24 protein-coding genes, 1 tRNA gene and 1 pseudogene are annotated in these 24902 nt (G+C 54.9%); 13 read left to right on the top strand and 13 right to left on the bottom strand.

Features of this window, described 5'->3' with window-relative positions; genetic code table 11:
* Nucleotides 1-87 (bottom strand) — tRNA-Leu (locus BJJ97_RS08685).
* Nucleotides 88-187: 100 nt separating this feature from the next.
* The gene (locus tag BJJ97_RS08680; protein WP_095702019.1) at nucleotides 188-1096 is read right to left on the bottom strand and encodes a LysR family transcriptional regulator; all 909 of its coding nucleotides are present in this window, start codon (nucleotides 1094-1096) and stop codon (nucleotides 188-190) included.
* A gap of 112 nt (nucleotides 1097-1208) precedes the next feature.
* Here BJJ97_RS08680 and BJJ97_RS08675 point away from each other — a divergent pair, with 112 nt between their 5' ends.
* A complete protein-coding gene (locus tag BJJ97_RS08675; RefSeq protein ID WP_095993665.1) occupies nucleotides 1209-2201 on the top strand; it encodes an aldo/keto reductase in 993 nt (330 codons plus the stop codon).
* 31 nt (nucleotides 2202-2232) lie between these two features.
* On the opposite strand, the gene rsmC is transcribed toward BJJ97_RS08675, so the two are convergent.
* A complete protein-coding gene (gene rsmC, locus BJJ97_RS08670) occupies nucleotides 2233-3282 on the bottom strand; it encodes a 16S rRNA (guanine(1207)-N(2))-methyltransferase RsmC (protein ID WP_095993664.1) in 1050 nt (349 codons plus the stop codon).
* A gap of 159 nt (nucleotides 3283-3441) precedes the next feature.
* Here rsmC and BJJ97_RS08665 point away from each other — a divergent pair, with 159 nt between their 5' ends.
* The 3 genes from BJJ97_RS08665 to BJJ97_RS08655 all read left to right on the top strand — a co-directional run bounded on the left by BJJ97_RS08665 (nucleotide 3442) and on the right by BJJ97_RS08655 (nucleotide 4948).
* Nucleotides 3442-3855, top strand: coding sequence for a DNA polymerase III subunit psi (locus BJJ97_RS08665; RefSeq protein ID WP_095701592.1), 414 nt, complete (start codon nucleotides 3442-3444; stop codon nucleotides 3853-3855).
* On the top strand, nucleotides 3824-4267 hold the full coding sequence (gene rimI / locus BJJ97_RS08660; protein ID WP_095993663.1) for a ribosomal protein S18-alanine N-acetyltransferase: 444 nt from the start codon (nucleotides 3824-3826) through the stop codon (nucleotides 4265-4267). The genes BJJ97_RS08665 and rimI overlap by 32 nt, the downstream gene beginning before the upstream one ends.
* Before the next feature lie 201 nt (nucleotides 4268-4468).
* The gene (locus BJJ97_RS08655; protein ID WP_010279759.1) at nucleotides 4469-4948 is read left to right on the top strand and encodes a discoidin domain-containing protein; all 480 of its coding nucleotides are present in this window, start codon (nucleotides 4469-4471) and stop codon (nucleotides 4946-4948) included.
* Between the two features lie 183 nt (nucleotides 4949-5131).
* On the opposite strand, the gene BJJ97_RS08650 is transcribed toward BJJ97_RS08655, so the two are convergent.
* The 3 genes from BJJ97_RS08650 to BJJ97_RS08640 are packed head-to-tail and all read right to left on the bottom strand — an operon-like array spanning nucleotide 5132 to nucleotide 6325.
* Entirely contained in the window at nucleotides 5132-5635 is a 504-nt protein-coding gene (locus BJJ97_RS08650; protein WP_095701590.1) for a DUF4865 family protein, read from the bottom strand.
* Entirely contained in the window at nucleotides 5632-6021 is a 390-nt protein-coding gene (locus tag BJJ97_RS08645) for a tautomerase family protein (RefSeq protein ID WP_095993662.1), read from the bottom strand. The genes BJJ97_RS08650 and BJJ97_RS08645 overlap by 4 nt, the downstream gene beginning before the upstream one ends.
* Before the next feature lie 4 nt (nucleotides 6022-6025).
* Nucleotides 6026-6325 carry a carboxymuconolactone decarboxylase family protein gene (locus BJJ97_RS08640; RefSeq protein ID WP_095993661.1) on the bottom strand — a complete coding sequence of 100 codons (300 nt, stop codon included), beginning with the start codon at nucleotides 6323-6325 and terminating at the stop codon, nucleotides 6026-6028.
* 100 nt (nucleotides 6326-6425) lie between these two features.
* On the opposite strand from BJJ97_RS08640, the pseudogene BJJ97_RS08635 reads away from it, so the two are divergent.
* From BJJ97_RS08635 to BJJ97_RS08610, 5 genes and pseudogenes are all read left to right on the top strand, one after another.
* Nucleotides 6426-7321, top strand: a pseudogene (locus BJJ97_RS08635) (LysR substrate-binding domain-containing protein).
* A gap of 233 nt (nucleotides 7322-7554) precedes the next feature.
* A complete protein-coding gene (locus BJJ97_RS08625) occupies nucleotides 7555-8097 on the top strand; it encodes a sigma-70 family RNA polymerase sigma factor (RefSeq protein WP_095993659.1) in 543 nt (180 codons plus the stop codon).
* Nucleotides 8094-9056, top strand: coding sequence for a FecR domain-containing protein (locus BJJ97_RS08620; RefSeq protein WP_095993658.1), 963 nt, complete (start codon nucleotides 8094-8096; stop codon nucleotides 9054-9056). Before BJJ97_RS08625 ends, BJJ97_RS08620 begins: the two co-directional genes overlap by 4 nt.
* Before the next feature lie 151 nt (nucleotides 9057-9207).
* On the top strand, nucleotides 9208-11703 hold the full coding sequence (locus BJJ97_RS08615; RefSeq protein WP_095993657.1) for a TonB-dependent siderophore receptor: 2496 nt from the start codon (nucleotides 9208-9210) through the stop codon (nucleotides 11701-11703).
* 48 nt (nucleotides 11704-11751) lie between these two features.
* Nucleotides 11752-13500 carry an ABC transporter ATP-binding protein/permease gene (locus BJJ97_RS08610; RefSeq protein ID WP_095993656.1) on the top strand — a complete coding sequence of 583 codons (1749 nt, stop codon included), beginning with the start codon at nucleotides 11752-11754 and terminating at the stop codon, nucleotides 13498-13500.
* Nucleotides 13501-13552: 52 nt separating this feature from the next.
* Here BJJ97_RS08610 and deoD read toward each other — a convergent pair whose 3' ends face one another.
* The 5 genes from deoD to BJJ97_RS08585 all read right to left on the bottom strand — a co-directional run bounded on the left by deoD (nucleotide 13553) and on the right by BJJ97_RS08585 (nucleotide 19855).
* A complete protein-coding gene (gene deoD, locus BJJ97_RS08605) occupies nucleotides 13553-14272 on the bottom strand; it encodes a purine-nucleoside phosphorylase (RefSeq protein WP_039485937.1) in 720 nt (239 codons plus the stop codon).
* Nucleotides 14273-14317: 45 nt separating this feature from the next.
* On the bottom strand, nucleotides 14318-15541 hold the full coding sequence (deoB, locus tag BJJ97_RS08600) for a phosphopentomutase (protein WP_095993655.1): 1224 nt from the start codon (nucleotides 15539-15541) through the stop codon (nucleotides 14318-14320).
* 89 nt (nucleotides 15542-15630) lie between these two features.
* A complete protein-coding gene (gene deoA, locus BJJ97_RS08595) occupies nucleotides 15631-16959 on the bottom strand; it encodes a thymidine phosphorylase (protein WP_095993654.1) in 1329 nt (442 codons plus the stop codon).
* A gap of 93 nt (nucleotides 16960-17052) precedes the next feature.
* Nucleotides 17053-17832 carry a deoxyribose-phosphate aldolase gene (gene deoC, locus BJJ97_RS08590; RefSeq protein ID WP_095993653.1) on the bottom strand — a complete coding sequence of 260 codons (780 nt, stop codon included), beginning with the start codon at nucleotides 17830-17832 and terminating at the stop codon, nucleotides 17053-17055.
* A 544-nt stretch (nucleotides 17833-18376) separates the two neighbouring features.
* Nucleotides 18377-19855, bottom strand: coding sequence for an amidohydrolase (locus tag BJJ97_RS08585; protein ID WP_095993652.1), 1479 nt, complete (start codon nucleotides 19853-19855; stop codon nucleotides 18377-18379).
* A 201-nt stretch (nucleotides 19856-20056) separates the two neighbouring features.
* On the opposite strand from BJJ97_RS08585, the gene BJJ97_RS08580 reads away from it, so the two are divergent.
* Nucleotides 20057-20356, top strand: a complete 300-nt coding sequence (locus tag BJJ97_RS08580; RefSeq protein WP_095993651.1) for a GIY-YIG nuclease family protein — start codon at nucleotides 20057-20059, stop codon at nucleotides 20354-20356.
* A 24-nt stretch (nucleotides 20357-20380) separates the two neighbouring features.
* On the opposite strand, the gene BJJ97_RS08575 is transcribed toward BJJ97_RS08580, so the two are convergent.
* Both BJJ97_RS08575 and ubiT read right to left on the bottom strand, forming a co-directional pair.
* The gene (locus BJJ97_RS08575) at nucleotides 20381-20923 is read right to left on the bottom strand and encodes a GNAT family N-acetyltransferase (protein WP_095993650.1); all 543 of its coding nucleotides are present in this window, start codon (nucleotides 20921-20923) and stop codon (nucleotides 20381-20383) included.
* Nucleotides 20917-21441 (bottom strand): ubiquinone anaerobic biosynthesis accessory factor UbiT, encoded by a 525-nt coding sequence (gene ubiT, locus BJJ97_RS08570; RefSeq protein WP_039312948.1) that lies wholly within the window; start codon nucleotides 21439-21441, stop codon nucleotides 20917-20919. The genes BJJ97_RS08575 and ubiT overlap by 7 nt, the downstream gene beginning before the upstream one ends.
* Before the next feature lie 356 nt (nucleotides 21442-21797).
* Between ubiT and ubiU the strand changes: the two genes are divergently transcribed.
* The 3 genes from ubiU to BJJ97_RS08555 all read left to right on the top strand — a co-directional run bounded on the left by ubiU (nucleotide 21798) and on the right by BJJ97_RS08555 (nucleotide 24856).
* Nucleotides 21798-22793, top strand: coding sequence for a ubiquinone anaerobic biosynthesis protein UbiU (gene ubiU / locus BJJ97_RS08565; protein WP_095993649.1), 996 nt, complete (start codon nucleotides 21798-21800; stop codon nucleotides 22791-22793).
* An 11-nt stretch (nucleotides 22794-22804) separates the two neighbouring features.
* Nucleotides 22805-23683, top strand: coding sequence for a U32 family peptidase (locus BJJ97_RS08560; protein ID WP_095993648.1), 879 nt, complete (start codon nucleotides 22805-22807; stop codon nucleotides 23681-23683).
* Between the two features lie 165 nt (nucleotides 23684-23848).
* A complete protein-coding gene (locus BJJ97_RS08555; protein WP_095995343.1) occupies nucleotides 23849-24856 on the top strand; it encodes a luciferase-like monooxygenase in 1008 nt (335 codons plus the stop codon).
* Nucleotides 24857-24902 lie beyond the last annotated feature (46 nt).

Raw genomic sequence — 24902 nt, 5'->3', positions numbered from 1 at the left:
TGGTGCGAAGAGAGGGACTTGAACCCTCACGTCCGTAAGAACACTAACACCTGAAGCTAGCGCGTCTACCAATTCCGCCACCTTCGCAACACTGCTTTACGCAATATCACTACGGGGGCGAATTCTAGAGGTTTTCGCGTTCACGTCAATGATTATTTCCTCTGGAATGCGGGGTTTGCTGCAAAAATCACCATCTCGCTGCGGCGTTGCGCGTAAAGAGCTCATCGAGCCATTCTATAAACACCCGAATCCGTGGCGCGAGAAAACGACCGGGCGCATACATCACGTAAAGCGGCATCGCAGGCGGCGGCATTTCCGGCAGGATCTCCACCAGTTCCCCACTTTCCAGAAACGGGCGTAGGCCGCGACGCGGTGCCTGAATAATCCCCAGCCCGGCACGCGCGCTGGCGATGTAGGCATCGGTGCCGTTAACCTGCAACGCACCGGGCAACATACGCGTAATGCACTCATCACCCGACATGAATTCCAGCGGATAACGGTGTTCGGTACGCAAAGAGAAATAGCCAACCATCTGATGCCCCGATAACTCATCAAGCGAACGCGGCACGCCGTATCGCGCCAGATAGTCGGCCGACGCACAAGTCATCTGCGGCATTGACGGCAAATGGCGGGTCGCCAGCGTTTCGTCGTCCGTCTGCCAGGCGCGCAGCACACAGTCGACACCTTCACGCAGTACATTAATCGCCGCATCGTTGGCGCTCAGCATCAGCGTCACCTGCGGATAGCGCGCGTAGAACTCGCCCAGCGCCGGAACGACGATTTCCCGCGCCAGCGAGTGCGGCATATCCACCCGCACTTTACCCACCGGCTGCTGCTTTTGCTGCGTGAACAGCGTGTCGATCTCTTCAATTTCCGCGAGCAATTGCAGACAGCGTTCATAATAAACGCGCCCTTCATCGGTGATCTGCACCTGACGGGTCGTGCGTTGCAGCAAACGAACTCCCAGCCGAGCTTCAAGCTGTTTGATGGTGTTGCTCACCGTCGCGCGTGGCAGCGTCAGTCGCTCCGCCGCACGGCTGAAGCTACCCAGTTCGACAATACGCACAAAAACCCGCATCGCCTGAATGTGATCCATCGCGCCACCATTGTTGGTTATTTTTGAATAGTGTTGCATAAAAAGCGGTATTTATCTTTGTTGGATAAACAACCAGACTGCTTTCACTGCCAACGAGATGAGGAAGATGACAATGCAACAACGCAAATTAGGCGCGAACGGCCCGCAGGTTTCGGCTATTGGGCTGGGCTGCATGGGAATGAGTGATTTCTACTCCACGGCGCAGGATGAAAAAGAATCCATTGCCACGTTGCATCGCGCACTGGAGCTGGGCGTCACACTGCTGGATACCGCCGACATGTATGGCCCCCACACCAACGAGCTGCTGCTCGGCAAAGCGATAAAAGGCAAGCGTGAGCAGGTCTTTCTGGCGACCAAATTCGGCATCGTACGCGATCCGGAAAACCCCAATGCACGCGGTGTCTGCGGTAAACCGGACTACATCCGCCGCGCGGTGGAAGGCAGCCTGACGCGACTCGGCACCGACGTTATCGATCTTTACTATCAGCACCGCATCGATCCAACCGTTCCCATTGAAGAGACGGTCGGCACGCTGGCTGAACTGGTTCAGGAAGGCAAGATTCGCTACATCGGCCTGAGTGAAGCCTCCGTCAGCACGTTGGAACGTGCGCATCGCGTGCACCCTATTACGGCGTTACAGAGCGAATACTCACTGTGGACCCGCGATATGGAAGCCGAGATTCTACCCACCTGCGAGCGTCTGGGTATCGGGTTCGTGCCTTACAGCCCATTGGGGCGTGGTTTCCTGACCGGCGCGATTCGCAGCCCGGACGACCTGGCCACCGACGATTTCCGTCGTACCAATCCACGCTTCTCGGGGGAAAATTTCGGTAAAAATCTACAGTTGGTAGAGAAAATCAACCAACTGGCGCAGGAAAAGCAGGTTACGCCATCACAGCTGGCGCTGGCGTGGGTATTGGCACAGGGTGAACATATCGTGCCGATTCCGGGCACTAAACGCCGCCGCTATCTGGAAGAGAACGTCGCGGCGCTGGATGTCACGCTGACGAAAGAGGAACTGGCCGCCATTGATGCCATTTTCCCGCCCGATGCCGCAGCAGGTGAACGCTACGGCAAGGAGAGTATGGCGGCACTAAATCGGTAAAGGAAGTATCAGTAAAAGGAAGTACCAGTAATTACCGACGACGGCCTTTAGTGCCTTTGCGCGGCGGACGGCCCACGATGGCCTGATACACCTTGAAGCGCCCAGTCTGCGCCAGCACTTTATGGCTACCAAAGGCGGCATCTAACAACGCGGGATAAGGCAGGAAGGCGTTAGCGACGATGCGCAACTGTCCGCCAATCGATAAATGGGTCACCGCGCCGCGAATCAGCATTTCAGCGGCTTGCAGGCTAGTCTGCAAGCCGTCATGGAATGGTGGATTAGACACGATCATATCGAAGCGACCGTCGATGTCTGAGTAGACGTTACTCGCAATCACGCTGCCTTCTAACGCATTCGCCGCCAGCGTTGCCTTGCTGGATTCAACGGCGGCTGCGCTGACATCGCTCAACGTCAGGCGGATTTTCGGCGACTGTTTCGCCAGTACCGATGCCAGCACGCCTGCACCACAGGCGATATCCAGCACTTTGCCTTTCATGTGCGGCTCAAACGTAGACAACAGCAGTCGGCTACCCGGATCCAGGTCATCACGACTGAAGACGCCCGGAAGCGTTTTGACGGTCACGTCGTCCGTCGCATACTCGTCCCACCACTCGTCCAGCGTGAAGCTGGCCTGCTTGTCAATCCGACCGTGGTAAAGCCCACAGCGACGTGCACTGTCGATTTTTGCCAGCTCAACGAAGTCAGACAGCACGGGTTCAGCACTGCGCACACCGCTGCGGTTTTCCCCAACAACGAAGATTTCCGCACCGACCGGCATCAGGGACAGCAAGTTACGCAGTTGGAATTCTGCTTCCTGTTTGCTCTTCGGCCAGTAATAAATCAGCGTGTCGCTATCCGCCACCAGCGCCACATCCGCGACCAGACTATATTGAGCGTTATCCCCAAGTGGCTTTGCCATCTGTTGCCAGTGGTGATATTGGTTGCAATGGACACGCACTGACGCCGCCTCAAATTGCGCGGGCAGGGTATCCTGCAAATCACCGGCAAACAGAACTCGGCGTGAAAGAAATTCGTCACTATGGCGCAGTATGACTTCACTGGCGGGGGTTAATGCGGACATCGGGCTACGGCTCCTTAATCATTGAGCGGGGGATTATATACGCTTCGTCCCCGAAGTTGCAGAGCGGAGAGGAAATAACCGCATCGACGTTGGCGCAGCCTGACGGGGTTTGTTAGCATAGGCACGAATTATTTTCTCGCACGCCAGACAGGATAACGCATGGAATCAAGACGTGACAGGCTGCTACAGCAACTGGGGATTACGCAGTGGACGCTGCGTCGCCCGACAGTGCTGCAAGGCGAAATCGCCGTCAGTCTGCCCGAACAGGTGCGTCTGGTGATCGTCTCCGCCGAGCCGCTGGCCGATGATGAACCGCTGCTGACCGACGTTCTGCACAGTCTGGCGCTGACACCTGCGCAAGCCTATCGCCTGACGCCACAGCAGATTGAGATGCTGCCCGCCGATGCACGCTGCCATAGCTGGCGGTTGGGCATCGCGGAACCCATTGCGCTACAGGGCGTTCAGCTTTCCAGCCCTCTGCTTTCCGAACTTTATCAAAATGCCGACGCCAAACGGGCGCTGTGGCAACAGATCTGTGAACATGAACACGATATCTTCTCTGACGCCAGCTGACCTGGCACAAGCCTTTAAAATTGAACAAGTCAGCCACGCTTTTCCCTGGTCGGAAAAGACGTTTATCAGCAATCAGGGGGAGCGTTATTTCAACCTGAAACTGGAACATAGCGGGCAGCTTGCTGCGTACGCCATCACGCAGGTCGTGCTGGATGAAGCGACATTGTTCAATATCGCGGTGCACCCCGATCATCAGCGTCAGGGGTTGGGTCGTCAGCTATTGGAACACCTGATCGACGAAATGGAGCGACGCGGAATTCTGACGCTGTGGCTAGAAGTCCGCGAGTCAAACGCACGCGCCATCGCGCTGTATGAAAGTCTGGGATTTAACGAAGTCTCCGTGCGCCGGGATTATTACCCCACGGCACAAGGCCGGGAAGACGCCATTCTCATGGCGCTGCCGCTCGGCTAACACCTTTATCTATACTCCTCGCGACATGGCGGGTGCCATAATGTGCGCCCCATCCCGCTCTGCCTTTTTTCCTGACAGAAAAATCCCCGCAACGTGATCGTCATAAATAAAACCTCGTTTCTTTTTTATCACAATGACATTCCATTTCATGTTTCTGGTTTGCAGGCATGCATGGTTTATCCGTTATCTACGAGGAATAATATGAAAAAATACACTCTGGCTACGACGCTCCTGTGCGGCTTATTCTCTCTTTCCGCTTACGCGGTACAAGTAACGGCGGTGACAGCTTCCGCTTATGATTCAGACAAGGGCCACAAACCGGCCAACATTGCCGATGGCGACGTAAAAACCCGCTGGGCAGCAAATGGTGAGAGTTGGGTTCAGTTAGAACTGGATAAAGAACAGTCGGTTGAGAACTTTGTTCTGGTTCCTTTCAAAGCGGACGAGCGCAAACTGAAGTTCTCCGTTTCCTACTCCACCGACGGGAAAACCTGGCAAAAACTGGCCGACAATTTGGTGACCTCCAACAATGCCAAAGACGGTGAAAAATTCACTTTCCCTGCCGTGAAAGCGAAATTCTTCAAGCTGGATACGTTTGGCACCGATGTGAACAAATGGAGCGCCATCAACGAGATCAGCTTTAACAGCGCTGCACAGGTTCCGGCTCAGGCCATTAAGTAACACTGTCGGGGTGACCTGGAGCTTAGGTCTCATGCTGGTCAGTTAAGAGAATATGTTGATAAAAGCTGCTATTTCATTATGCGATAGCAGCTTTTTTGCTTAGTAGGGAGTGGGTGCTACAGATACCACCAAGGTGACAAGCATCTACAACGACGTTATCCAGATGATGTACCTAACAATGAGTTACCGTACTTCATTCGCGACATATTCAATACGAAAATTCTCCCGTTCGGCCTGTGGAGCATCACCAAAATTAACCTGCAATACTTGCCAACGGCTGACATCCCATGCACAAAGTTGCCCATCCAGTGCCAATGATGCTAGCTCGCTATACGCGGCAATGTTCTGCGCTGTCATCGACAACCAGGCAGCGTTATTCACTTCGTCAATAGCTGGAAGACGCAACGTCAGCCAAGTATCGATCTGCGGCCAGCCAAAATCCAGTGTCAGCTTTTTAAAACCGGGGCTCTGTAAAAACTGCGCCATCGCTTCAGCATTTTTCCATACATAGAGCGGGGCATAGCAGTTTTCATTGCAAAAAGCGTCATCACGTAGGGAAATGAGATAAGCCTTAAACAACAGGCCAGGGAAGCCATTAAGTTTAGCGCCGTTCTGCACAATGCGTGTCTTGACGATAGCCATGTCGTAGTCGGCTGGTAAGGTAAAGCGATATTGCATCACAATCATAATATTTCCTCCGACAACATCTGGCCGTTGCTGAAACTCCATTCATCGGCAGTATTAAACTGGATTATCACCATCACATTATCCGGATGAATATTCAGCACGCCATGCAGTCGCTCGCTTAGCATGCGGAAGAAGTTTCGCTTTTGCTCACGTGTTCTAGGTTTTCCCGCAAAAATATGGAACTGCATAAAATTGTCGCTACGTCCGCCACTTTTATAATGTCTGTCAAATATGCGCTGGCCAGCTGGCAGCGTTTCAAACACTTGAAAGCGATCGGCAGGCGGGACAGCAAACTCATCTATCAGGCTTTGTTGCAGAACATCGGAGATCTGACTTATCTGTGCGTCACTATAACCCTGACGCAGGGTGATACGGGTGAAAGGCATTTCCTTATTCCTCCAAACAACCAAGGGCGGAAACTGCCGCTGGCCAGCCTGCGTAGAATGCCAGATGAGTGAAAACCTCAACGATCTCTTCGCGGGTTAACCCATTCTGCTGTGCGAAGTTGATATGCCAAGGAAGCTGCTGCACGCGCCCTTGCGCCGTCAGGGCCCCCAGTGTGATCAGGCTACGCTCGCGCGGGGAAAGCGTTTCACGCTTCCAAATATCATTAAACAGTGTGTCTATGCTCAGTTCGGCCAGTTTCGGTGCGACGCTGGCCAGCGTTTCACGATCAAGCGATTTCGCCATGGTATTTTCTCCGTATTGACAGTAGATCAATTCTGGCGCGATAGTTTCATCCCGAAAATCAAATTATTTTCAAATAACCATCCCGAATTTCAGGACGATAATGGACAAACTTTCTCTGACGCTTGACCTCGATGCGCTACGCAGTTTTGTGACAGGTATGGAGTGCGGCAGCTTTGCACTGGCTGCGACACGACTTTGCCGCTCAACCTCGGCGATAAGCGCCCAACTAAAAAAGTTGGAACAACAGTGCGGTGCCAAACTGGTGGTAAAGCAGGGCCGTCACTTGGTGTTGACCCATACAGGCGAGATATTGATAGGTTATGCCCGCCGTCTGTTGACACTGAATGATGAGGCGCAGCGAGCGGTGAAAGGTGAGCTATTGCAGGGGGAAATCCGCATTGGCATGCAGGAGGATTTTGGCGAGTCGCTGATGCCTGATATTTTGGGCGAGTTCAAACGCCACCATCCGGGGCTGCGGATTATTGCGCGAGTAGATCGTAACCAAGCGCTGCTCACCGCACTTGATAACAACGCACTTGATATGGCACTACTGTGGCAGCCGGAGAACACCACGCGTGAAGGCCGACTGCTCGACCAGTGCCAGTTGGAGTGGATACAGCATCCAGAGCTGGACATCAACACACTACTAGCACGGGGGAACCCTTGCCGTTAGTGATGCTTGAAAGCCCCTGCCTGATGCGTTCACGTGCCACAACCAGCTTAGACCGGGCTGGTATTGCGTGGAAAGTGGTGTTTATCAGCCATAGCCTGAGCGGTATCTGGGCAGCAGTGCAGGCCGGGCTGGGTATTACCGTGCGTACGCGTATTGGGATGCCCAACAATCTCCACATAATGGGGAATGTTTTACCCTCACCAGGGACTATCGGCATTAGGCTGGAGCAAAGGACTGAGAATCAAGCCGTTCACAACGTGCAGGCAGTTCTGGGACAGTTGATGGAAAAGGCGCTGTTAAATGTGAAGCTTGAGTCGCCATGATCAACCTAAAGGTCAGTCTCCCACTGGTTTACTTAAACGCCCCCCTGATAGCCGTATTTGCATTGGCATGCCGAGCGCGCCTGACTCTCTCGGCTAATGTTACGCAGCCGGAGAGGGATATTTTCCCGCTCGACATCAGTACCCACATTTTCCTTAGCATTGAAATAAAAATCATTCTCAATTAATATGCGCCTGAAATTTGACCTCCTATCGCTTCGTTTCAGGCACCAGACATGTCATCAGCCAATATTGATACCTCAGCAGATCTGCATCAGCTCTATTGTCAGCATCATGGCTGGTTGCAAGGGCTATTGCGCAAACGGCTGGGGAATCTGTGTGATGCGGCCGATCTGGCGCAGGATGTATTTTTACGGCTCTTGCTGAAACCGCGCCAGTTCGACAGCCACGCAGGCGCGCGGGCTTACCTGAGCGTGATGGCGCAAGGCATGTGCGTCGATCTCTGGCGCAAACGGGAAATTGAGCGCGTCTGGCTCACCTCGTTAGCCGAACAGCCGGAGCCAGTTGCCCTATCCGCAGAAGACAGCAACATCATTCTCGAAACGCTGTATCAGGTCGATGCCATGCTGCGTGCGCTGCCGGAGAAGGTGCGTACCGCCTTTATCATGGCGCAGGTTCAGGGATTGCCCTATCGGGAAATTGCTACGGCGCTGGGCGTTTCCGAACGCATGGTGAAAAAGTACATGGCGCAGGCCATGCTGCATTGTGTGCTGCTGGAAGCGGAGATAGACGCGGACGGTCAGGCCGTTCATTCATGAATAAACCCAGCTTTATCGCCTTGCAACAGGCATCCCAATGGTACGCCCAGCTGTGCGATCGGGAACCTGACGATGAGCACTACCGCCACTGGCAGCGCTGGATGGACGAAAGCGAAGAACATCGTCAGGCCTGGGAATACGTGCAAACGGTCAGCCAGCGCTTCCAGCCGCTGCGTGGCGACAGTCAACAACCCGCGCTGAATACACTGCTGCACCAGCCTGCGCCGATGACACGCCGCCGTGCGCTCAAGCTCGCCGCGCTGCTCAGCACCGGTTCTCTGCTGTCCTGGCTGACTTACCGCCACACGCCGTTAAAAGGCTCGCTGCTGGCGATGACGGCCGATCATCACAGCGCCGTTGGGGAAATCAAACCGCTGACCTTACCGGACAACACCCGACTGTGGCTGAACACCGCCAGCGCGATTGATATCCGCTACAGCGACCAGAGGCGGGAAATTGCCCTGCTGGCGGGGGATATTCTGATTGATACCGCCGCCGATGCTCGCCCTTTCTTCGTCACCACCGCACAAGGGCGCTTGCAGGCTCTGGGCACGCGCTTTAGCGTTGCGCAGGAGTCGGACACCACCACGCTGACCGTTTACCAACACGCGGTCGACGTCAGCGCCAAGAACGCCACCGCCGCACGTCGGGTCAACGCGGGCTATCACCTGAGTTTTAACGCCGAAGGTCAAGGTAACATCGTACCCAACCAGCAGAACGATGCCGGCTGGTCACTCGGCGTGCTCCAGGCGGACAACATGCCGTTGGGGGACGTCGTGGCACAGCTGTCCCGCTATCGCTACGGCTATCTGGCGTGCCAGCCTGCCATCGCGGATTTACGCGTGATGGGCACCTTCCCCTTAACCGATACCGACATGGCACTGAACATGCTGGCGCAGGCCTTCCCGGTCCGCATCCATCGCCGTTTTCCGTGGTGGGTGACCGTCGAACCGCGCTGAACTCGCCGTCTTTTTTAGATACTGTTTTTTTGGATACCGTTTTTTGAGGAGACAGCCAAAAAATTTTCTCTTTTGAGTTCCCCTTTTTCCACTGTCGTTCGATTCACAGTAAAACCACCAATTTTTACTCTGGGTCAGAAGGCGAATTTTCATGGCATTGATTCCATTTTTCTCTACACAGCGCACACCGTCCAAACTGGCAATTGCCGTTCATCTGCTGCTGTGCGGCGCACCGCTGTTCGTCCATTCCACTGCCATCGCAGCAGAAACGACAGCCGCGGCAGCAACCAAAACCTACGCGATTCCTGCTGGGCCGCTTAACCAGCAGCTAAACCAGTTTGCCGCCCAGTCGGGCGTTTATCTGGTCGGCGATGCACAGCTGGCGACCGGAAAAACCGGGCCATCCCTGCAAGGGAATTACAGCGTCGATGGCGGATTTTCGGCTCTGCTAGCCGGAAGCGGGCTTCAGGTGATTCCGCAGCCTAACGGCGTCTGGCGCTTACAGAGAATACCGCAGGGGGATGAAATGCTGGTCGTGGCGGGCGTCAACCGCCACGGCGTGACCGAAGGCACCCAGTCCTACACCACGCGCAGCATGAACACCGCAACGCAGCTGAATCTGTCGCCGCGAGAAACGCCGCAGTCGGTGAGCGTTGTCACGCGCCAGCGTATGGACGATCAGAACATGACCTCGCTGGATGAGGCGATGAAGCAGACCACCGGCATTAACGTGGTCAATCAGAATAGCTATCAGGTGAAATACGAATCGCGCGCTTTCGTGATGGATAATATCAAGGAAGACGGGGTGAACTTCTCCAGCCAGAACAGCGTCTCCAACATGGGCGCGGTGCAGGCCTCCAGCGAATCGCCCGATCTGGCAATTTATGACCGCGTCGAGATCCTGCGCGGCGCGTCCGGCCTGTCACAAGGCAATGGCGAACCCGGCGGCACCGTTAATCTGGTGCGCAAACAGCCTACCCACAACTTTCAGGCATCCGGCAGCGTTGGCGCGGGTAGTTGGGATAATTACCGCAGCGAGCTCGATGTCTCTGGGCCGCTGAACGACGATGCCAGCCTGCGCGGCCGTCTCGTTGGCGTCTATCAGGATAGACAGAGCTTTAAAGATTACGAACACAGTGAAAGAAAAGTGCTGTTCGGCACGTTGGCCTACGATCTGACGCCGTCCACCACGATCACTGGCGGCATCAACTGGCAAAAGACCCGGGGCGTGCCTGATGTGTATGGCATCCCGTTCGCTACCAATAAAAGTAGCCTGAACCTGCCGCGATCCACCTATCTGGGCGCAAGCTGGAACCGCATCGAATTTGAAAAAATTAACCCGTTTGTCGAACTGGAGCACCACTTCGATAATGATTGGACGCTGAAAACTGCGCTGAACTATATCCACTCCCGCGCGGACAGCAGCTATATCGGCATCATGAACGGCACAAGCGGCGTCAATCCGGCAACAGGAAATTCGTCGCTGAACAATAACCTGCGCTACGACAATAAGGCCGAACAGTGGGGTTACAACCTGAGCCTGAACGGCCCGTTCGAACTGCTGGGACGCAACCATGAACTGGTGGTAGGCGGTGATTATCAGAAAGAGAATTTCGATAACAATCATATCCGCATCAACAACACCAGCACCGTGAATATCTTCAACTGGCAGCCGAATTCGCTGGCAGAACCAGACTGGTCAAATACGAGTCTCTACAGCAATCACTACAACGACCGCTTTAATTTATATCAGCGCGGCGCGTTCGCCACGGCCAGATTCGAGCTGGCGGATGACTGGAAGCTGATTCTGGGTGGCCGCTACAGCGCCTACAGCTACGACGAATATTTCACTAACCATTTCCGCAATACGTCCTCACTCAGCAGCCTGCATGCCAGCAATGAATTTGTGCCTTACGGTGGCCTGCTGTGGGACTTTGCCGACAACTACACCTGGTATCTGAGCTACGCCGAGATCTACAAGCCGCAGAGCGAAAAAGATCGCAACGGTCAGCTGCTGCCAGCCATTACCGGCACCAACTATGAAACCGGCGTGAAGGGCGAGTTCTTTGATGGCGATCTGAATACCTCGCTGGCGCTGTTCCGCATCATTCAGGCGAACCGTGCGATAGCCGTCGCAGATAGCTCAGTTTGCCTGATCGGGACAAGCTGCTCCCAAGCTCAAGGCGAAGTACGCAGCCAGGGTGTCGAGTTCGATGTCACGGGCAAACTGGCCGAAGGCTGGCAGATTCAGGCCGGTTATACCCTGACTAACAGTAAATATCTTGAAGGCAGCGCGAATGAAAGAGCCGCACAGTTCAGCCCCCGCACACCGAAGCATATGTTCAAGCTCTACACCTCATACAATCTGCCGGGTGAATTGAACCAATGGACGGTTGGCGCGGGTATGACGGCACAGACCGAGACGCAAACCTACCCTAATCGGGCTTATGGCCTGCATCAGGGCGGCTACACCCTGTTTAACGCCAACATCCGTTATCAACACAGCAAAAACCTGAGCTTCAATCTGGTGGGTAATAATCTGACGGATAAAACCTACTTCTTAAACCTGAACAACCGCCATCTTAGCGGCAACAACTATTACGGCGATCCACGTAATTTCATGCTGACCGCGAAGTGGAATTTCTAAGCGAACACGCCTGCCAGCGTCTGCTGGCAGGCCATCGCCCCATCCATTATGCAAACGCTTAGACGCTTTTATTCACTGGTCGCGCCTTTCTGGCTGACGACACGCGCCACGCTGCTGTGGTTATTGCTATTGCTGATTATGAGCCTGACGCTCTCCGTCGTGTGGATCAGCGTGCAGTACAATAACTGGAGTCGGGATTTTTACGACGCGCTGGCCGACTATTTTCAGCACGCCTCAGTCTACGATATGGCCGTGCGCTATCTGGCCTATACGCTGCTGTTCGTGCTGGTCATCATCTGCGGCAACTGGCTCAAGAAACAGCTGATTATCCGCTGGCGCGATACCATGACGCAGCAGTATGAGCAGGATTGGCTGCGCAATCACGCCCACTATCAGCTCAACTCAGGGCTGGATAACCCCGATCAGCGCATCGCGGAAGATATTCGCCTGCTGATCGAACAAAGCCTCGAACTCCTGCTCTCATTGCTGAAAAATACCGCCCGCTTTTTCTCTTTCATCGCGATCCTCTGGCAGCTTTCCGGCGTCCATACCTTCACGCTAGCCGGCTACACCATCACGATCCACGGCTATCTGGTGTGGATCGCGCTGGTTTACGCCGCAGTAGCCAGCGTGGTGACGCACCTGCTGGGGCACCGCTTGCACAAGCTAAATATTGAACGCCAGCGGACAGAGGCCGACTATCGCGCCACGCTGCTGCGGGTGCGGGATAACAGCGAGCAGATTGCGTTTTATCAGGGGAGTGACGCCGAGCAGCAGCGGATGCGGCAGTATTTCCAGCCCATCGTGCAAAACTGGCAGCGCTTAATGGCGCGGGAATTCCGGCTGGAGAGCTTTACGACCAGCTATTTCCGCTTCAGCCTGATTATCCCGGTTTTCGCTACGCTGCCGCTGTTTCTCACACGTCAGATTAGCCTCGGGGCGATTATGCAGGCGCGATCCGCCTTCGGCTATGTGCTGGACGCCTTTGGCTGGTTTATCGATGCCTATCGCCAGCTGGTTCAGTGGTCTTCCACGATTGAACGCCTGTGGGAATTCCAGCACCGCTTACAGCAACTGCCTGTGCCGGAAGCACCGCGCCATGAAGGCCATACTCTGCATATCAACGCGCTGTCCGTACCGCGCCCCGATGGTTCGCCGTATTTCTCCCCGCTAACGCTCACACTTCAGGCTGGCGAATGGGCGACGCTTAACGCGGCCAGCGGCACGGGAAAAACCACGCTGCTACGGGCGCTGGCGGGGCTGTGGCCAGTCTCACAAGGAGAGTGGTATTTCCCTGAGGGCCGCGCGCTGTTTCTGCCGCAAAAGGCCTATTTACCGCAGGACACGCTGCGTCAGGTTCTGTGTTATCCGCAGGCACAGTTAGCGGATACTGCACAGCTGATCGCGGTGCTGGAACAAACCGGGCTGACCGCGCTGGTTCCTCGTCTGGACGACAAAGCGAACTGGAGTCGGGAGTTATCGGGTGGCGAACAGCAGCGCCTGTCGCTTGCGCGTGCGCTACTGCTGCGCCCGACATTGCTTTGTCTGGATGAAGCCACCAGCCAGCTCGACGACGCGGCAGCACTTCAGCTGTTAGAGCACATCAGGATTACGCTGCCACAAACCATTGTTTTGGCCGTCAGCCATCAGCCTGCCGTACAGGCCAGTTTCAGACATCAAATACAGTTAACACCGCTCGAACCAGAGAAGAAAGCGCACACAGAGAACCACACAGACGAGCCTTCGGTTGCACCGCCAGCGGCGGACAGTCAGCAGGTTGCTTACAGAAAGATGTGAAGGGAAACACAGGAAAAAACAGCCCGGAGCGAACATCCGGGCTGATGTGAACTTACTCGTTATCGCCCAGCAGAACGGATTCCAGCGCGATTTCGATCATTTCGTTGAAGGTGTTTTGACGCTCTTCTGACGTGGTCTGCGCACCGGTACGAATGTGGTCAGAAACGGTACAGATGGCCAGCGCTTTCGCACCGAACTCTGCCGCGACACCGTAGATACCGGCTGCTTCCATTTCCACACCCAGAATGCCGTATTTTTCCATCACGTCGAACATCTGCGGATCTGGCGTGTAGAACAGATCGGCGGAGAAGATGTTACCGACGCGGACAGAAACATCGCGAGCTTTAGCTGCATCAACGGCATTACGCACCATGTCGAAATCGGCAATCGCTGCGTAGTCGTGATCTTTGAAACGCATACGGTTCACTTTGGAATCCGTACAGGCGCCCATGCCGATCACTACGTCACGCAGTTGAACATCTTCACGTACCGCACCGCAGGAACCCACACGGATGATCTTCTTCACGCCGAATTCGGTGATCAGCTCTTTCGCATAGATTGAGCAGGATGGGATACCCATACCGTGACCCATCACCGAAATTTTACGGCCTTTGTAAGTCCCCGTGAACCCTAACATGCCACGCACGTTGTTCACTTCACGGGCATTTTCCAGAAAGGTTTCCGCAATGTACTTAGCACGCAGCGGATCGCCCGGCATCAGTACAACGTCCGCGAAATCACCCATTTCTGCATTAATATGTGGCGTTGCCATGCGTTTATTCCTTATTAATCAAGTTCACGTAAAAAACGGTGTGTTTTACAGTATCGATTTGCCGTAGTCCATAGGCGACAGGCCAAAGTAAGCCGCGACCGTCTGCCCGATATCGGCGAAAGTGTCACGGTGGCCGTATGAGCCCGGCTTCACGTTCGGGCCATAGATCAACACCGGTACGTTTTCACGGGTGTGATCGGTGCCATGCCAGCTTGGGTCACAGCCGTGGTCAGCCGTCAGAATCAGGATGTCGTCGCCCTTCACGCGGGACAGCATTTCTGGCAGGCGGCGGTCAAACAGCTCCAGCGCGGCAGCGTAGCCCGGAATATCGCGGCGGTGGCCGTAGGCGGAATCGAAATCAACAAAGTTGGTAAACACAATGGTGTTGTCGCCCGCGCTATCCATTTCTTTCAGCGTGGCGTCAAACAGCGCATCGATGCCGGTCGCCTTCACTTTCTTCGTGATACCGACCTGCGCGTAGATATCCGCAATCTTACCGACGGAAACCACTTCGCCACCTTTTTCATCCACCATTTTTTTCAGGATGGTTGGCGCTGGCGGTTCAACGGCCAGATCGTGACGGTTGCCGGTACGTTCGAAGTTGCCGGGTTTGTCGCCGATAAACGGACGTGCAATCACGCGCCCGATGTTGTAATCCCCTTCGGTCAGCTCTTCGCGGGCAATTTCACACAGCTCATACAGCTTATCCAAACCGAACGTTTCTTCATGGCAGGCAATCTGGAACACGGAGTCCGCAGAGGTGTAGAAAATCGGTTTGCCGGTTTTCATGTGTTCTTCAGCCAGCTGATCCAGAATCACCGTACCGGAAGAGTGGCAGTTGCCCAGATAGCCCGGCAGATTGGCGCGCTTCACCAGTTTATCCAGCAGTTCCTGCGGGAAACTGTTTTCTTCATCTTTAAAATAGCCCCAGTCGAACAGGACAGGCACACCGGCAATTTCCCAGTGACCCGACGGCGTATCTTTACCCGAGGAGATTTCGCTGGCGTGCGCGTAAGCACCGATGATATCTGCGTTTTCATCCAGCCCTGGCGGGAAGGTTCCCGTTGAGGCCTCAGCGGCTTTACCCAGCCCCAGACGGCTCAGGTTCGGCAAATGCAGCTTGCCACTTCGCCCTTTATCCGCCGTCCCCGCGGCACACGCCTGAGCGATATGACCCAGCGTATCCGAACCGACATCGCCAAAACGTTCTGCATCGGCACTGCTGCCGATCCCAAACGAGTCGAGAACCATAATATATGCACGTTTCATTCTTTTTCTCCTGCGCAGCTATGCGCTAACGCCCTGCCGAGAGGCAGGGGAAAACCAATTCAAGACGACCACTAATCAGCTCTGTGCGATCACGCTTCTGCGCTCACTCGACGATAGACCATCGGGGTCTTTTCTGGCGCGGTGTCGCCCAGTTGGATCGCAGCACGGACTTCATTCGCCGCCTGCTGCCACTGCGCTTCCGTATTGGCGTGGATCACCGCCAGCGGGCGCTGCGCATCAACGCGCTCACCCAGACTAATCATGCTATCCAGACCGACGCTGTAATCGATCGTATCCGTGGCCTGACGGCGTCCGCCGCCCAGCGAGACGACGGCCATGCCCAGCGCGCGGGTATCCATCCCAGTCACGATGCCTTCACGCGCCGCGAATACCGGCTTACTTAATGTCGCCACCGGCAGGTAACGATCGTAGTGTTCGACGAAATCGCCCGGGCCACGCTGTGCGGCGACCATGCGGCCAAAGACTTCGGCAGCTTTGCCGTTATCCAACACGGCTTGCAAACGTGAATGTGCGTCGTCCGCCGAGCTGGCCAGTCCGCCCGCCAGCAGCATCTCGCCACATAGCGCCATAGTAACATCATACAGGCGCGGATTGCGGCTCTCCCCCGTCAGGAAACGCACGGCTTCCCGCACTTCCAGCGCATTACCCGCACTAGAAGCCAACACCTGATTCATGTCCGTCAGCAATGCGCTGGTGCGGCATCCCGCGTTGTTCGCTACGCCAACAATCGCCTGTGCCAGCTGTTCGGACAGCTCATAGGTCGGCATAAACGCCCCCGACCCCACTTTGACGTCCATCACCAGCGCATCCAGCCCTTCAGCCAGTTTCTTCGCCAGAATCGACGCGGTGATCAGCGGGATGGAATCAACCGTGGCGGTAATGTCACGCGTGGCGTAAAAACGTTTATCCGCCGGAGCCAGCGATGAGGTCTGTCCAATGATCGCGACACCAACCTGCTGGATAATGCGGCGAAAATCTTCATCATTCGGGAAAATATCTAATCCCGGAATCGCTTCTAGCTTATCCAACGTGCCGCCGGTGTGTCCTAAGCCGCGCCCGGAGATCATCGGGACGTAGCCCCCGCAGGCAGCGACCATCGGCCCCAGCATCAGCGAAGTAACATCCCCGACGCCGCCGGTAGAGTGTTTGTCCACCAGCGGACCGTTCAGGTTCAGACTCTTCCAGTCCAGCACCGTGCCGGAGTCACGCATCGCCAACGTCAGCGCCACGCGCTCGTCCATCGACATGTCGTGAAAATAGATGGTCATCGCCAGCGCTGCTATCTGGCCTTCGGAGACGGTATTGTCACGAATACCGTTGATAAAGAAGCGGATCTCTTCTTCGCTCAGAGTTTTTCCGTCACGCTTCTTACGAATAATTTCTTGAATCAGAAACAAGGTCTGTACTCCTGATGAATTCTGATGTGGCTCAGCAGCCTGTCGCTGCAAGCACATTTGCTGTGAACAAAATCGTACGCTATGTGCACGTAATTAGTAGCCGCCTTTTGGAGCCGCTGTTCCGTGGCCAAGCGTGCTCAGCAGGCTCGCCAGCAGACTGGATGCACCAAAGCGAAAATGCTGTGCCGTCGCCCATTCCGCGCCCATGATATCGTCCGCCAGTTGCAGGTAGATGGCGGCATCTTCCGCATTACGCACGCCGCCCGCCGCTTTAAAGCCGACACGCTCACCCACGCCTTTATCGTGGATCGTCTTCAGCATGATCGCCGCGCTTTCTGGCGTCGCGTTCACCGGCACTTTACCGGTTGAGGTTTTAATGAAATCCGCACCCGCATCAATAGCAATCTCGCTCGCCTGACGAATCAGCGCTTCCTGTTTCAGCTCGCCCGTCTCGATGATCACCTTCAGCAGCACGTGGGCATCCTGACACACAGCTTTACATGCCTGCACCAGCTCAAAACCGACTTGCGCATTGCCTGCGATCAGCGCGCGGTAAGGGAATACGACATCAACTTCATCAGCGCCGTAGACGATTGCCGCCTTGGTTTCTGCAACAGCAATTGCCACATCATCATTGCCATGAGGGAAGTTGGTCACCGTCGCGATGCGGATATCCGGCGTACCCTGCTCACGCAGGATCTTTTTCGCCAGAGGGATAAAACGTGGATAGATACAGATAGCAGCCGTTTTTCCGGCCGGGCTGTTCGCCTGACGGCAGAGTGCCGTCACTTTTTCATCCGTATCATCCTCATTCAGCGTGGTTAAATCCATCAGCGCCAGCGCACGTTGCGCGGCCGTGGTCAGCTTGGTCATACAACACTCCAACTCGTCAGCCGGTCTAACCGGCCCTGAACATTAACTGGTGCAAAACCAGCACGTTTGGCGAGCGGACTTGGTTCCTTGAAGATAGCGCCCAGGCGAAACAACCTGTAGCGGCACCGAGATCCTTCTCACCGCAATCAGCCTTCCTCTACCCTTCATTCTGTGATTATTTCAACACCGAAAGAACGACATCGAAAGAAACCTATTTATTCATTAAATAAAAGACGACTCATCAGACATTTGAACACGCCATGCCGGACTATTTTGTGCATTCATTCACACTTGATGTAAGAGAAATGCAATAGATAGTGATTATATGTGATTTTTATCACACATACTTCCCTAGATAAGGTTCATCCGATGAATTAACCGTGACAGCCTTGTCGGCCAAACGATCCCTTTATACCGGGAAAAAGAAGGGGTCAACCACGGGCCACGCGCGGGATAGAAACCGCCTGCTGCGGGTTGATGTCATAGAGTAAGCATAGCGGCTTCTCCCTAAGTACAGGGAGAAACCGCAGGCAGTGCAGGAAAATTATTTCCCTGCGGAAGGTTTACGGTAATCCAGCGCGGGTTTTCGATCGCCCAGTAGCGGCTTATAGTGGAAGTTCTCGCCACGGCTCTTGTCGAACTCCGCTTTTGCCTGTTGAATTAATGCGGGATCGCTCAGTAGCTTCGCTCCTGTGACAGCCAGCGTTTTGGCCGCAACGTCCATGCCTTTATAGCCAATCGCCATACCGCCGGATGCCACAGCCTGCCAGCTGTGCGCAGGTACACCCGGCACCCAGGTCGCCGTTCCCAGCCCGACCGTCGGCACCACCCAACTGACATCGCCCACATCGGTCGACGCATAGCCCGTTTCACCAAAATGGTACGGCGCGATCTGACCGGCACTGGAAAGCGGCGGCAGTTTGGATTGATCCAACGTTTTCTGTAGCGCGGTGGCGAAATCCGTATCCGCCTTATCCCACTGCGGTGCCCCAACGCTTCTTAGGCTGTCATCCATTACTTTTCCCAACACGTCGTTCGGCAACAGGCTATACACGCCGCCGAGAATTTCAAATTCATAACGCGTTTCGGTTCCCAATGCCGCGCCTTCCGCCGCTTTACGGATACGATCGGTCACGCTGGCGACCACAGCCGGATCGGGATGACGCACGTAGTAATACACTTCGGCAAAATCCGGCACTACGTTCGGCGCTTTACCGCCATCGGTAATCACATAGTGAATGCGCGTTTCCTGCGGCACATGCTCTCGCATCGCGTTAACCATAAAATTCAGCGCTTCCACGCCGTCCAGCGCCGAGCGCCCTTTCTCTGGTGCCATCGCAGCATGCGCGGAGCGACCATAGAAACGGAACTTACCGTTCACGTTCGCCAGCGAATAGTCTTGCGAGGCAGAATTCTCATCGCCGGGATGCCAGTGCAGCATCACATCCACATCCTTAAACAACCCCTCACGCGTCATATAGACTTTACCGGAACCACCTTCCTCCGCTGGCGTGCCGTACACCCGGATTTGGCCCGGTTTGCCCGTCGCTTCCAGCCACTGTTTCAGCGCAATTGCCGCGCCTACCGAACCCGCACCAAACAGGTGATGCCCGCAGGCATGTCCGGCCTCGATACCCGCAACCGGCGAACGTTCCGGCGTCGCGGCTTGAGAGAAGCCCGGTAGCGCGTCCATCTCGGCCAAAATACCAATAACCGGTCCGCCGGATTTCCCCGCCGTCGCCACAAACGCGGTTGGGATGCCTGCGACGCCCGCTTCAACACTGAATCCAGCGGCTTTCAGCTCATTCTGTAACAGTTGGGAGGTGTTGGTTTCCAAATAGCCCAGCTCAGGCTTTGCCCATATTTGCTGAGCAACGGTCGTCATCTGGCCTGAGTAATTCGCGACAGCGTTCACAATCGTTTCCCGATCTTTCTCTGCCAGTTCAGCGGCATAGCCCAGTGAGAGGAAGCAAGAAGAGAACGCCACAGCCAGCGCAGGCGGTATATATCGTTTCAGTGTCATACGTTTTTCCCTATCCGTAAAAGAAATGCACGTCGGTGAATAACGGCTCTTGATGTGGTGTAGTGCCTGTTCTTTGAAATGCTAGTGTTTTGAAATGCTAATTGTTTGAAATACAATTGGTGTGAGGTGCTATTTATGTTTAGCTGTGCCGAGCAGCTTTTTCAAACAATAATCCACAGGCAATAATCCACAGACAACACCATGACTGAACACGCCGAAGATTCTCACTGGTATCTGTACATACTGCGCACGGTCGCTGGGGCGCTGTACACGGGTATCACAACGGATGTCAGCCGCCGCCTGAATCAGCATCAAACGGGAAAAGGCGCAAAAGCGCTGCGGGGAAAAGGCGAGTTAACGCTGGTGTTTCACTGTCTGGTGGGCGATCGCTCAGACGCACTGAAACTGGAATATCGCATTAAGCAGTTGAGCAAAAAACAAAAAGAAAGGCTGGTACAAGACCAGCCCAAGACGCTATGCATTTCAGACACGATGTATTGATACGCTATCGGCTAGCGAATCACGTTAGAGAAAGCGGTTAAACGGTTCGGCGTATTCCACCAGCCCGCTCGTGCTTTCAAACCTGCTTTCGCCCTCAGGATGCCCTTCACCGACAACATGATTATCCGCCAGCGGGTAAACCTGAAAAGCCGATTCACTATCCGGCCAGCGGCAGTGCAACTGATGTTCTGTAGCCGGAACGAAACCAAAGCGAGAATAGTACGTTGGCTCACCCAGTACGACGACGGCGGTATAGCTAAATTCATTCAGCGCATCCAGCCCTTCGTAGACCAGTTGCTCCCCCACGCCCTGTCGACGCAGGCTGTCGTCTACCGCCAACGGTGCAAGCGCCACCCACTGGCGATCCTCACCGTCGATCAGCACCGGACTGAATGCCGCGTAGCCCACCACGCCACCCTCATCGTCAGTCGCCACAACGCCGAGCGTCAATAAGCCATCTTCACGCAGTTGGTGAACCAGATCTGCTTCTGCGCCCGTTGGAAAAGCACGGCGCAATAAATTGTCGATCCCTGCGGCATCGACGGGAATTTCCACCCGAACTAGCATGATACTGGCGCGTGATTCGTTGGTTGCACTACGCCCTCCTGTAAGCCGGCTTCAACAAAGTTCGCCAGTTGCAGCAGGCCAATGCGCAGCGGTGCGGGCATCGCTTCCAGCTCAATGGCGTCCATCAGGTTCTTCACATACAAACCTAATTCGGTATCGCCCTCGATGCGCAGACGACGCTGGAAAAAGAGCGTATCGGGATCTTCTTTACGCGCGGCGATCAAAATCAGATCGTTCGCGTCTGCACTGAAGCTGACATCCGGCGTCTCAGCGTCGCTCACGACCAAACGGCCATCGCGCAGGGTCATAAACCACTGCAAGCCGACATCACGCACCTCAATTTTCAGCCAGCGGCTTTCGAGAAATGCCAGATCGCCCTCTTCCAGCGCCTGACGGAACTGCCAGCCCAACATCTGTTCCAAAACCTGACGCTGTAGCGCAAAGGGGGTGAACTTGAGTGGCTTACCTAATAAGCTCGGCCCCTGACGCACAATCTGCGCTCGTAGTTTTTCCAACACTGGCGTACTCCTCTTAAAGCAATCTGACTGTTCAGATAATCTGCAAACATTTTGCCACATCCACCGCACGCGGCAGAGGTCTATGTCAATAATTTAGTCGGTTATCCGATTATGCCCAACAGATTTTGTCCTTGCGCGACGATTAGCACCATAAACTGCCTTAAATCAAAGTCCTTACCGATTTGGTTAATTAAGATTCCCAATCGTTAACAACATTCATCGACTGATAAAAAATCGCTTACGTCGACCCGCAAGGGTGGCAGGCAGAACGCCCGTCATAAACGCGATCATCAGTCTGAACATCATTGATCGTACCGAGCCGCTACGGCTCCAAAGGGATTAATGAAGGATTGTGTATGGAACTGCTTTGCCCCGCTGGCAACCTGCCGGCACTGAAAGCTGCCATCGATAATGGCGCAGATGCGGTCTATATCGGCCTGAAAGATGACACCAACGCACGTCATTTTGCCGGGCTGAACTTTACCGATAAGAAGCTACAGGAAGCGCGTGAGTACGTGCACCGCCACCGGCGTAAGCTGCATATCGCCATCAATACGTTTGCGCACCCGGACGGTTATCAGCGCTGGCAGCGCGCCGTGGACATGGCTGCGCAAATCGGAGCCGATGTGCTGATCCTCGCCGATATCGCCATGCTGGAATATGCCGCTGAGCGCTATCCCAACATTGAGCGTCACGTGTCAGTTCAGGCGTCGGCGACAAACACCGAAGCGATCCGTTTCTATCATCGCCATTTCGATGTCTCGCGCATCGTGCTGCCGCGCGTGCTGTCCATCCATCAGGTGAAACAAATCGCCCGCACCAGCCCCGTGCCGCTCGAAGTGTTCGCCTTCGGCAGCCTGTGCATCATGGCGGAAGGCCGCTGCTATCTCTCTTCTTATCTGACTGGTGAATCACCGAATACCGTAGGTGCCTGCTCGCCTGCGCGATTTGTACGCTGGCAGCAGACGGAAAACGGCATGGAATCACGCCTGAATAATATCCTGATTGACCGCTATCAGGACGATGAAAACGCCGGTTATCCCACGTTGTGTAAAGGGCGCTATTTAGTCGATGGGCAGCGCTACCATGCGCTAGAAGAGCCAACCAGCCTGAACACGCTGGAGCTGCTGCCTGAGTTGATGGCCGCCAATATTGCCTCCGTGAAGATAGAGGGCCGCCAACGCAGCCCAGCCTACGTCAGCCAGATTACGCAGGTATGGCGACAGGCGATCGATCGCTGTCGTGCCAATCCCGAGACATTCGTTCCCACTCAAGCCTGGATGGATGCGTTAGGCGCGGTGGCAGAAGGCACGCAAACCACGCTCGGCGCTTATCACCGTAAATGGCAGTAGCAGGAGAACACATGAAATACGCATTAGGGAATATTCTCTACTATTGGCCGAAAGAGGACGTTGAGGCGTTTTATCAGGCAGCGGTGAGCAGCAGCGCCGATATCATTTATCTCGGCGAAACAGTGTGCAGCAAGCGCCGCCTGATGAAGGTGGCAGACTGGTTCAACGTTGCCCGCGAGATCGCCAACAGCGGAAAACAGGTGGTGATCTCTACGCTCGCGCTCTTACAGGCTCCATCTGAACTTACCGAGCTAAAACGCTATGTGGAGAACGGCGAGTTCTTGCTGGAGGCGAACGATCTGGGCGCAGTTAACATCGCCGCCGAACGCAATCTGCCGTTTGTCGCCGGACATGCGCTCAACTGCTACAACGCTTACACCCTGCGAGTCCTGCATAAACAAGGCATGGTGCGCTGGTGTATGCCAGTCGAGCTCTCCCGTGACTGGCTGCAAAACTTACTGAATCAGTGTGAAGAGCTTGGCTTTCGCCATCAGTTTGAAGTGGAAGTGCTCAGCTACGGCCATTTACCGTTAGCCTATTCCGCCCGCTGCTTCACCGCCCGTTCAGAAGATCGGCCAAAAGATGAATGCGAAACCTGCTGTCTCAGCTATCCACAAGGCAGAAAAATGCTGTCGCAGGAGAACCAACAGGTCTTTATCCTCAACGGCATCCAGACGCAAAGCGGCTATTGCTACAACCTCGGCAACGAATTGGCGTCAATGCAGGATCTGGTCGATATTGTCCGGCTATCCCCGAACGATATCAGCACTCCGGCGATGCTGGATAAATTCCGCGCTAACGAACAAGGCAATGCGCCATTAACGTTGGAAAATCAGGCAGATTGCAACGGCTACTGGCGTCGCGTCGCTGGCCTTGAGCTCGTTCAGTAACTCACGTCCTGTCAGGGCGGTCAGCCGCCCTTTCCTTCCTAAGCGCACCTTTGAACTACGTATAACCGCGACATTCCCTCATACTGCTCTGACTTTCATCATTGACTGACAGCGTTAGCATCCACCGAATGGGTGGAGTCAGTGAACAACAAAGTGAGCCATATTATGTCTACACCTTCTCAATCCGCCGTGTTTTCCGTCCTCGATCTTGCGCCTATTCCGCAAGGTGCGACAGCACGTGACGCCTTCCATCGCTCGCTGGATCTGGCGCAGCATACAGAAAAATGGGGCTATCACCGTTATTGGCTGGCGGAACACCACAGCATGACAGGTATCGCCAGCGCGGCGACTTCGGTACTTCTCGGCTATCTTGCTTCGGGAACACAGCGCATCCGCCTCGGTTCCGGCGGCGTGATGCTACCGAACCACTCACCACTCGTCATCGCCGAGCAGTTCGGTACGCTGGAATCGCTGTATCCCGGCCGTATCGATTTGGGATTAGGTCGCGCGCCCGGCACCGACCAGCGCACCATGATGGCGCTGCGTCGCCACCTCAATGCCGATATTGAAGATTTCCCACACGATGTGCAGGATCTGCAACGCTATTTCGCCGATGCACAGCCAGGTCAGGCAGTGCAGGCCGTCCCGGGACAAGGTCTGCACGTTCCGATCTGGCTATTGGGATCGAGCCTGTATAGCGCACAGCTGGCCGCGAGACTGGGTTTGCCTTTCTCCTTTGCCGCCCATTTTGCCCCAGATATGTTGCTGGAAGCATTCCGCCTCTACCGTGAAAACTTTGTCCCTTCAGCCACCCACGCCAAGCCCTATGCGATGGTTTGCGTCAATGTGGTTGCAGCCGATAGCGATCGGGATGCGCGTTTCCTCTTCACCTCGATGCAGCAGCAGTTCATCAACCTGCGCCGTGGCACGCCGGGCCCGCTGCCCGCGCCAGTAGAACACATCGATACGGTCGGATCGCCTGCCGAGCAGTTTGGTGCGGAGCAAGCACTGCGGCTGTCGATTGTTGGCGATAGCGCGAAAGTCCGTCATGGATTGCAGAGCCTTTTGCGTGAAACGCAAGCGGATGAAGTGATGATTAATGGCCAAATCTTTGACCATCAGGCGCGACTACGATCGTTTGAAATCGCAATGGATGTACGGCAGACGCTGTAATATCGAACGAGTGAGTTTATTCTGGCCAAAAAAAACGACCCGTTCA

This window comes from Pectobacterium polaris (assembly GCF_002307355.1).
Classification (GTDB): domain Bacteria; phylum Pseudomonadota; class Gammaproteobacteria; order Enterobacterales; family Enterobacteriaceae; genus Pectobacterium; species Pectobacterium polare.
This window is presented reverse-complemented; position numbering and strand designations above follow the sequence as displayed.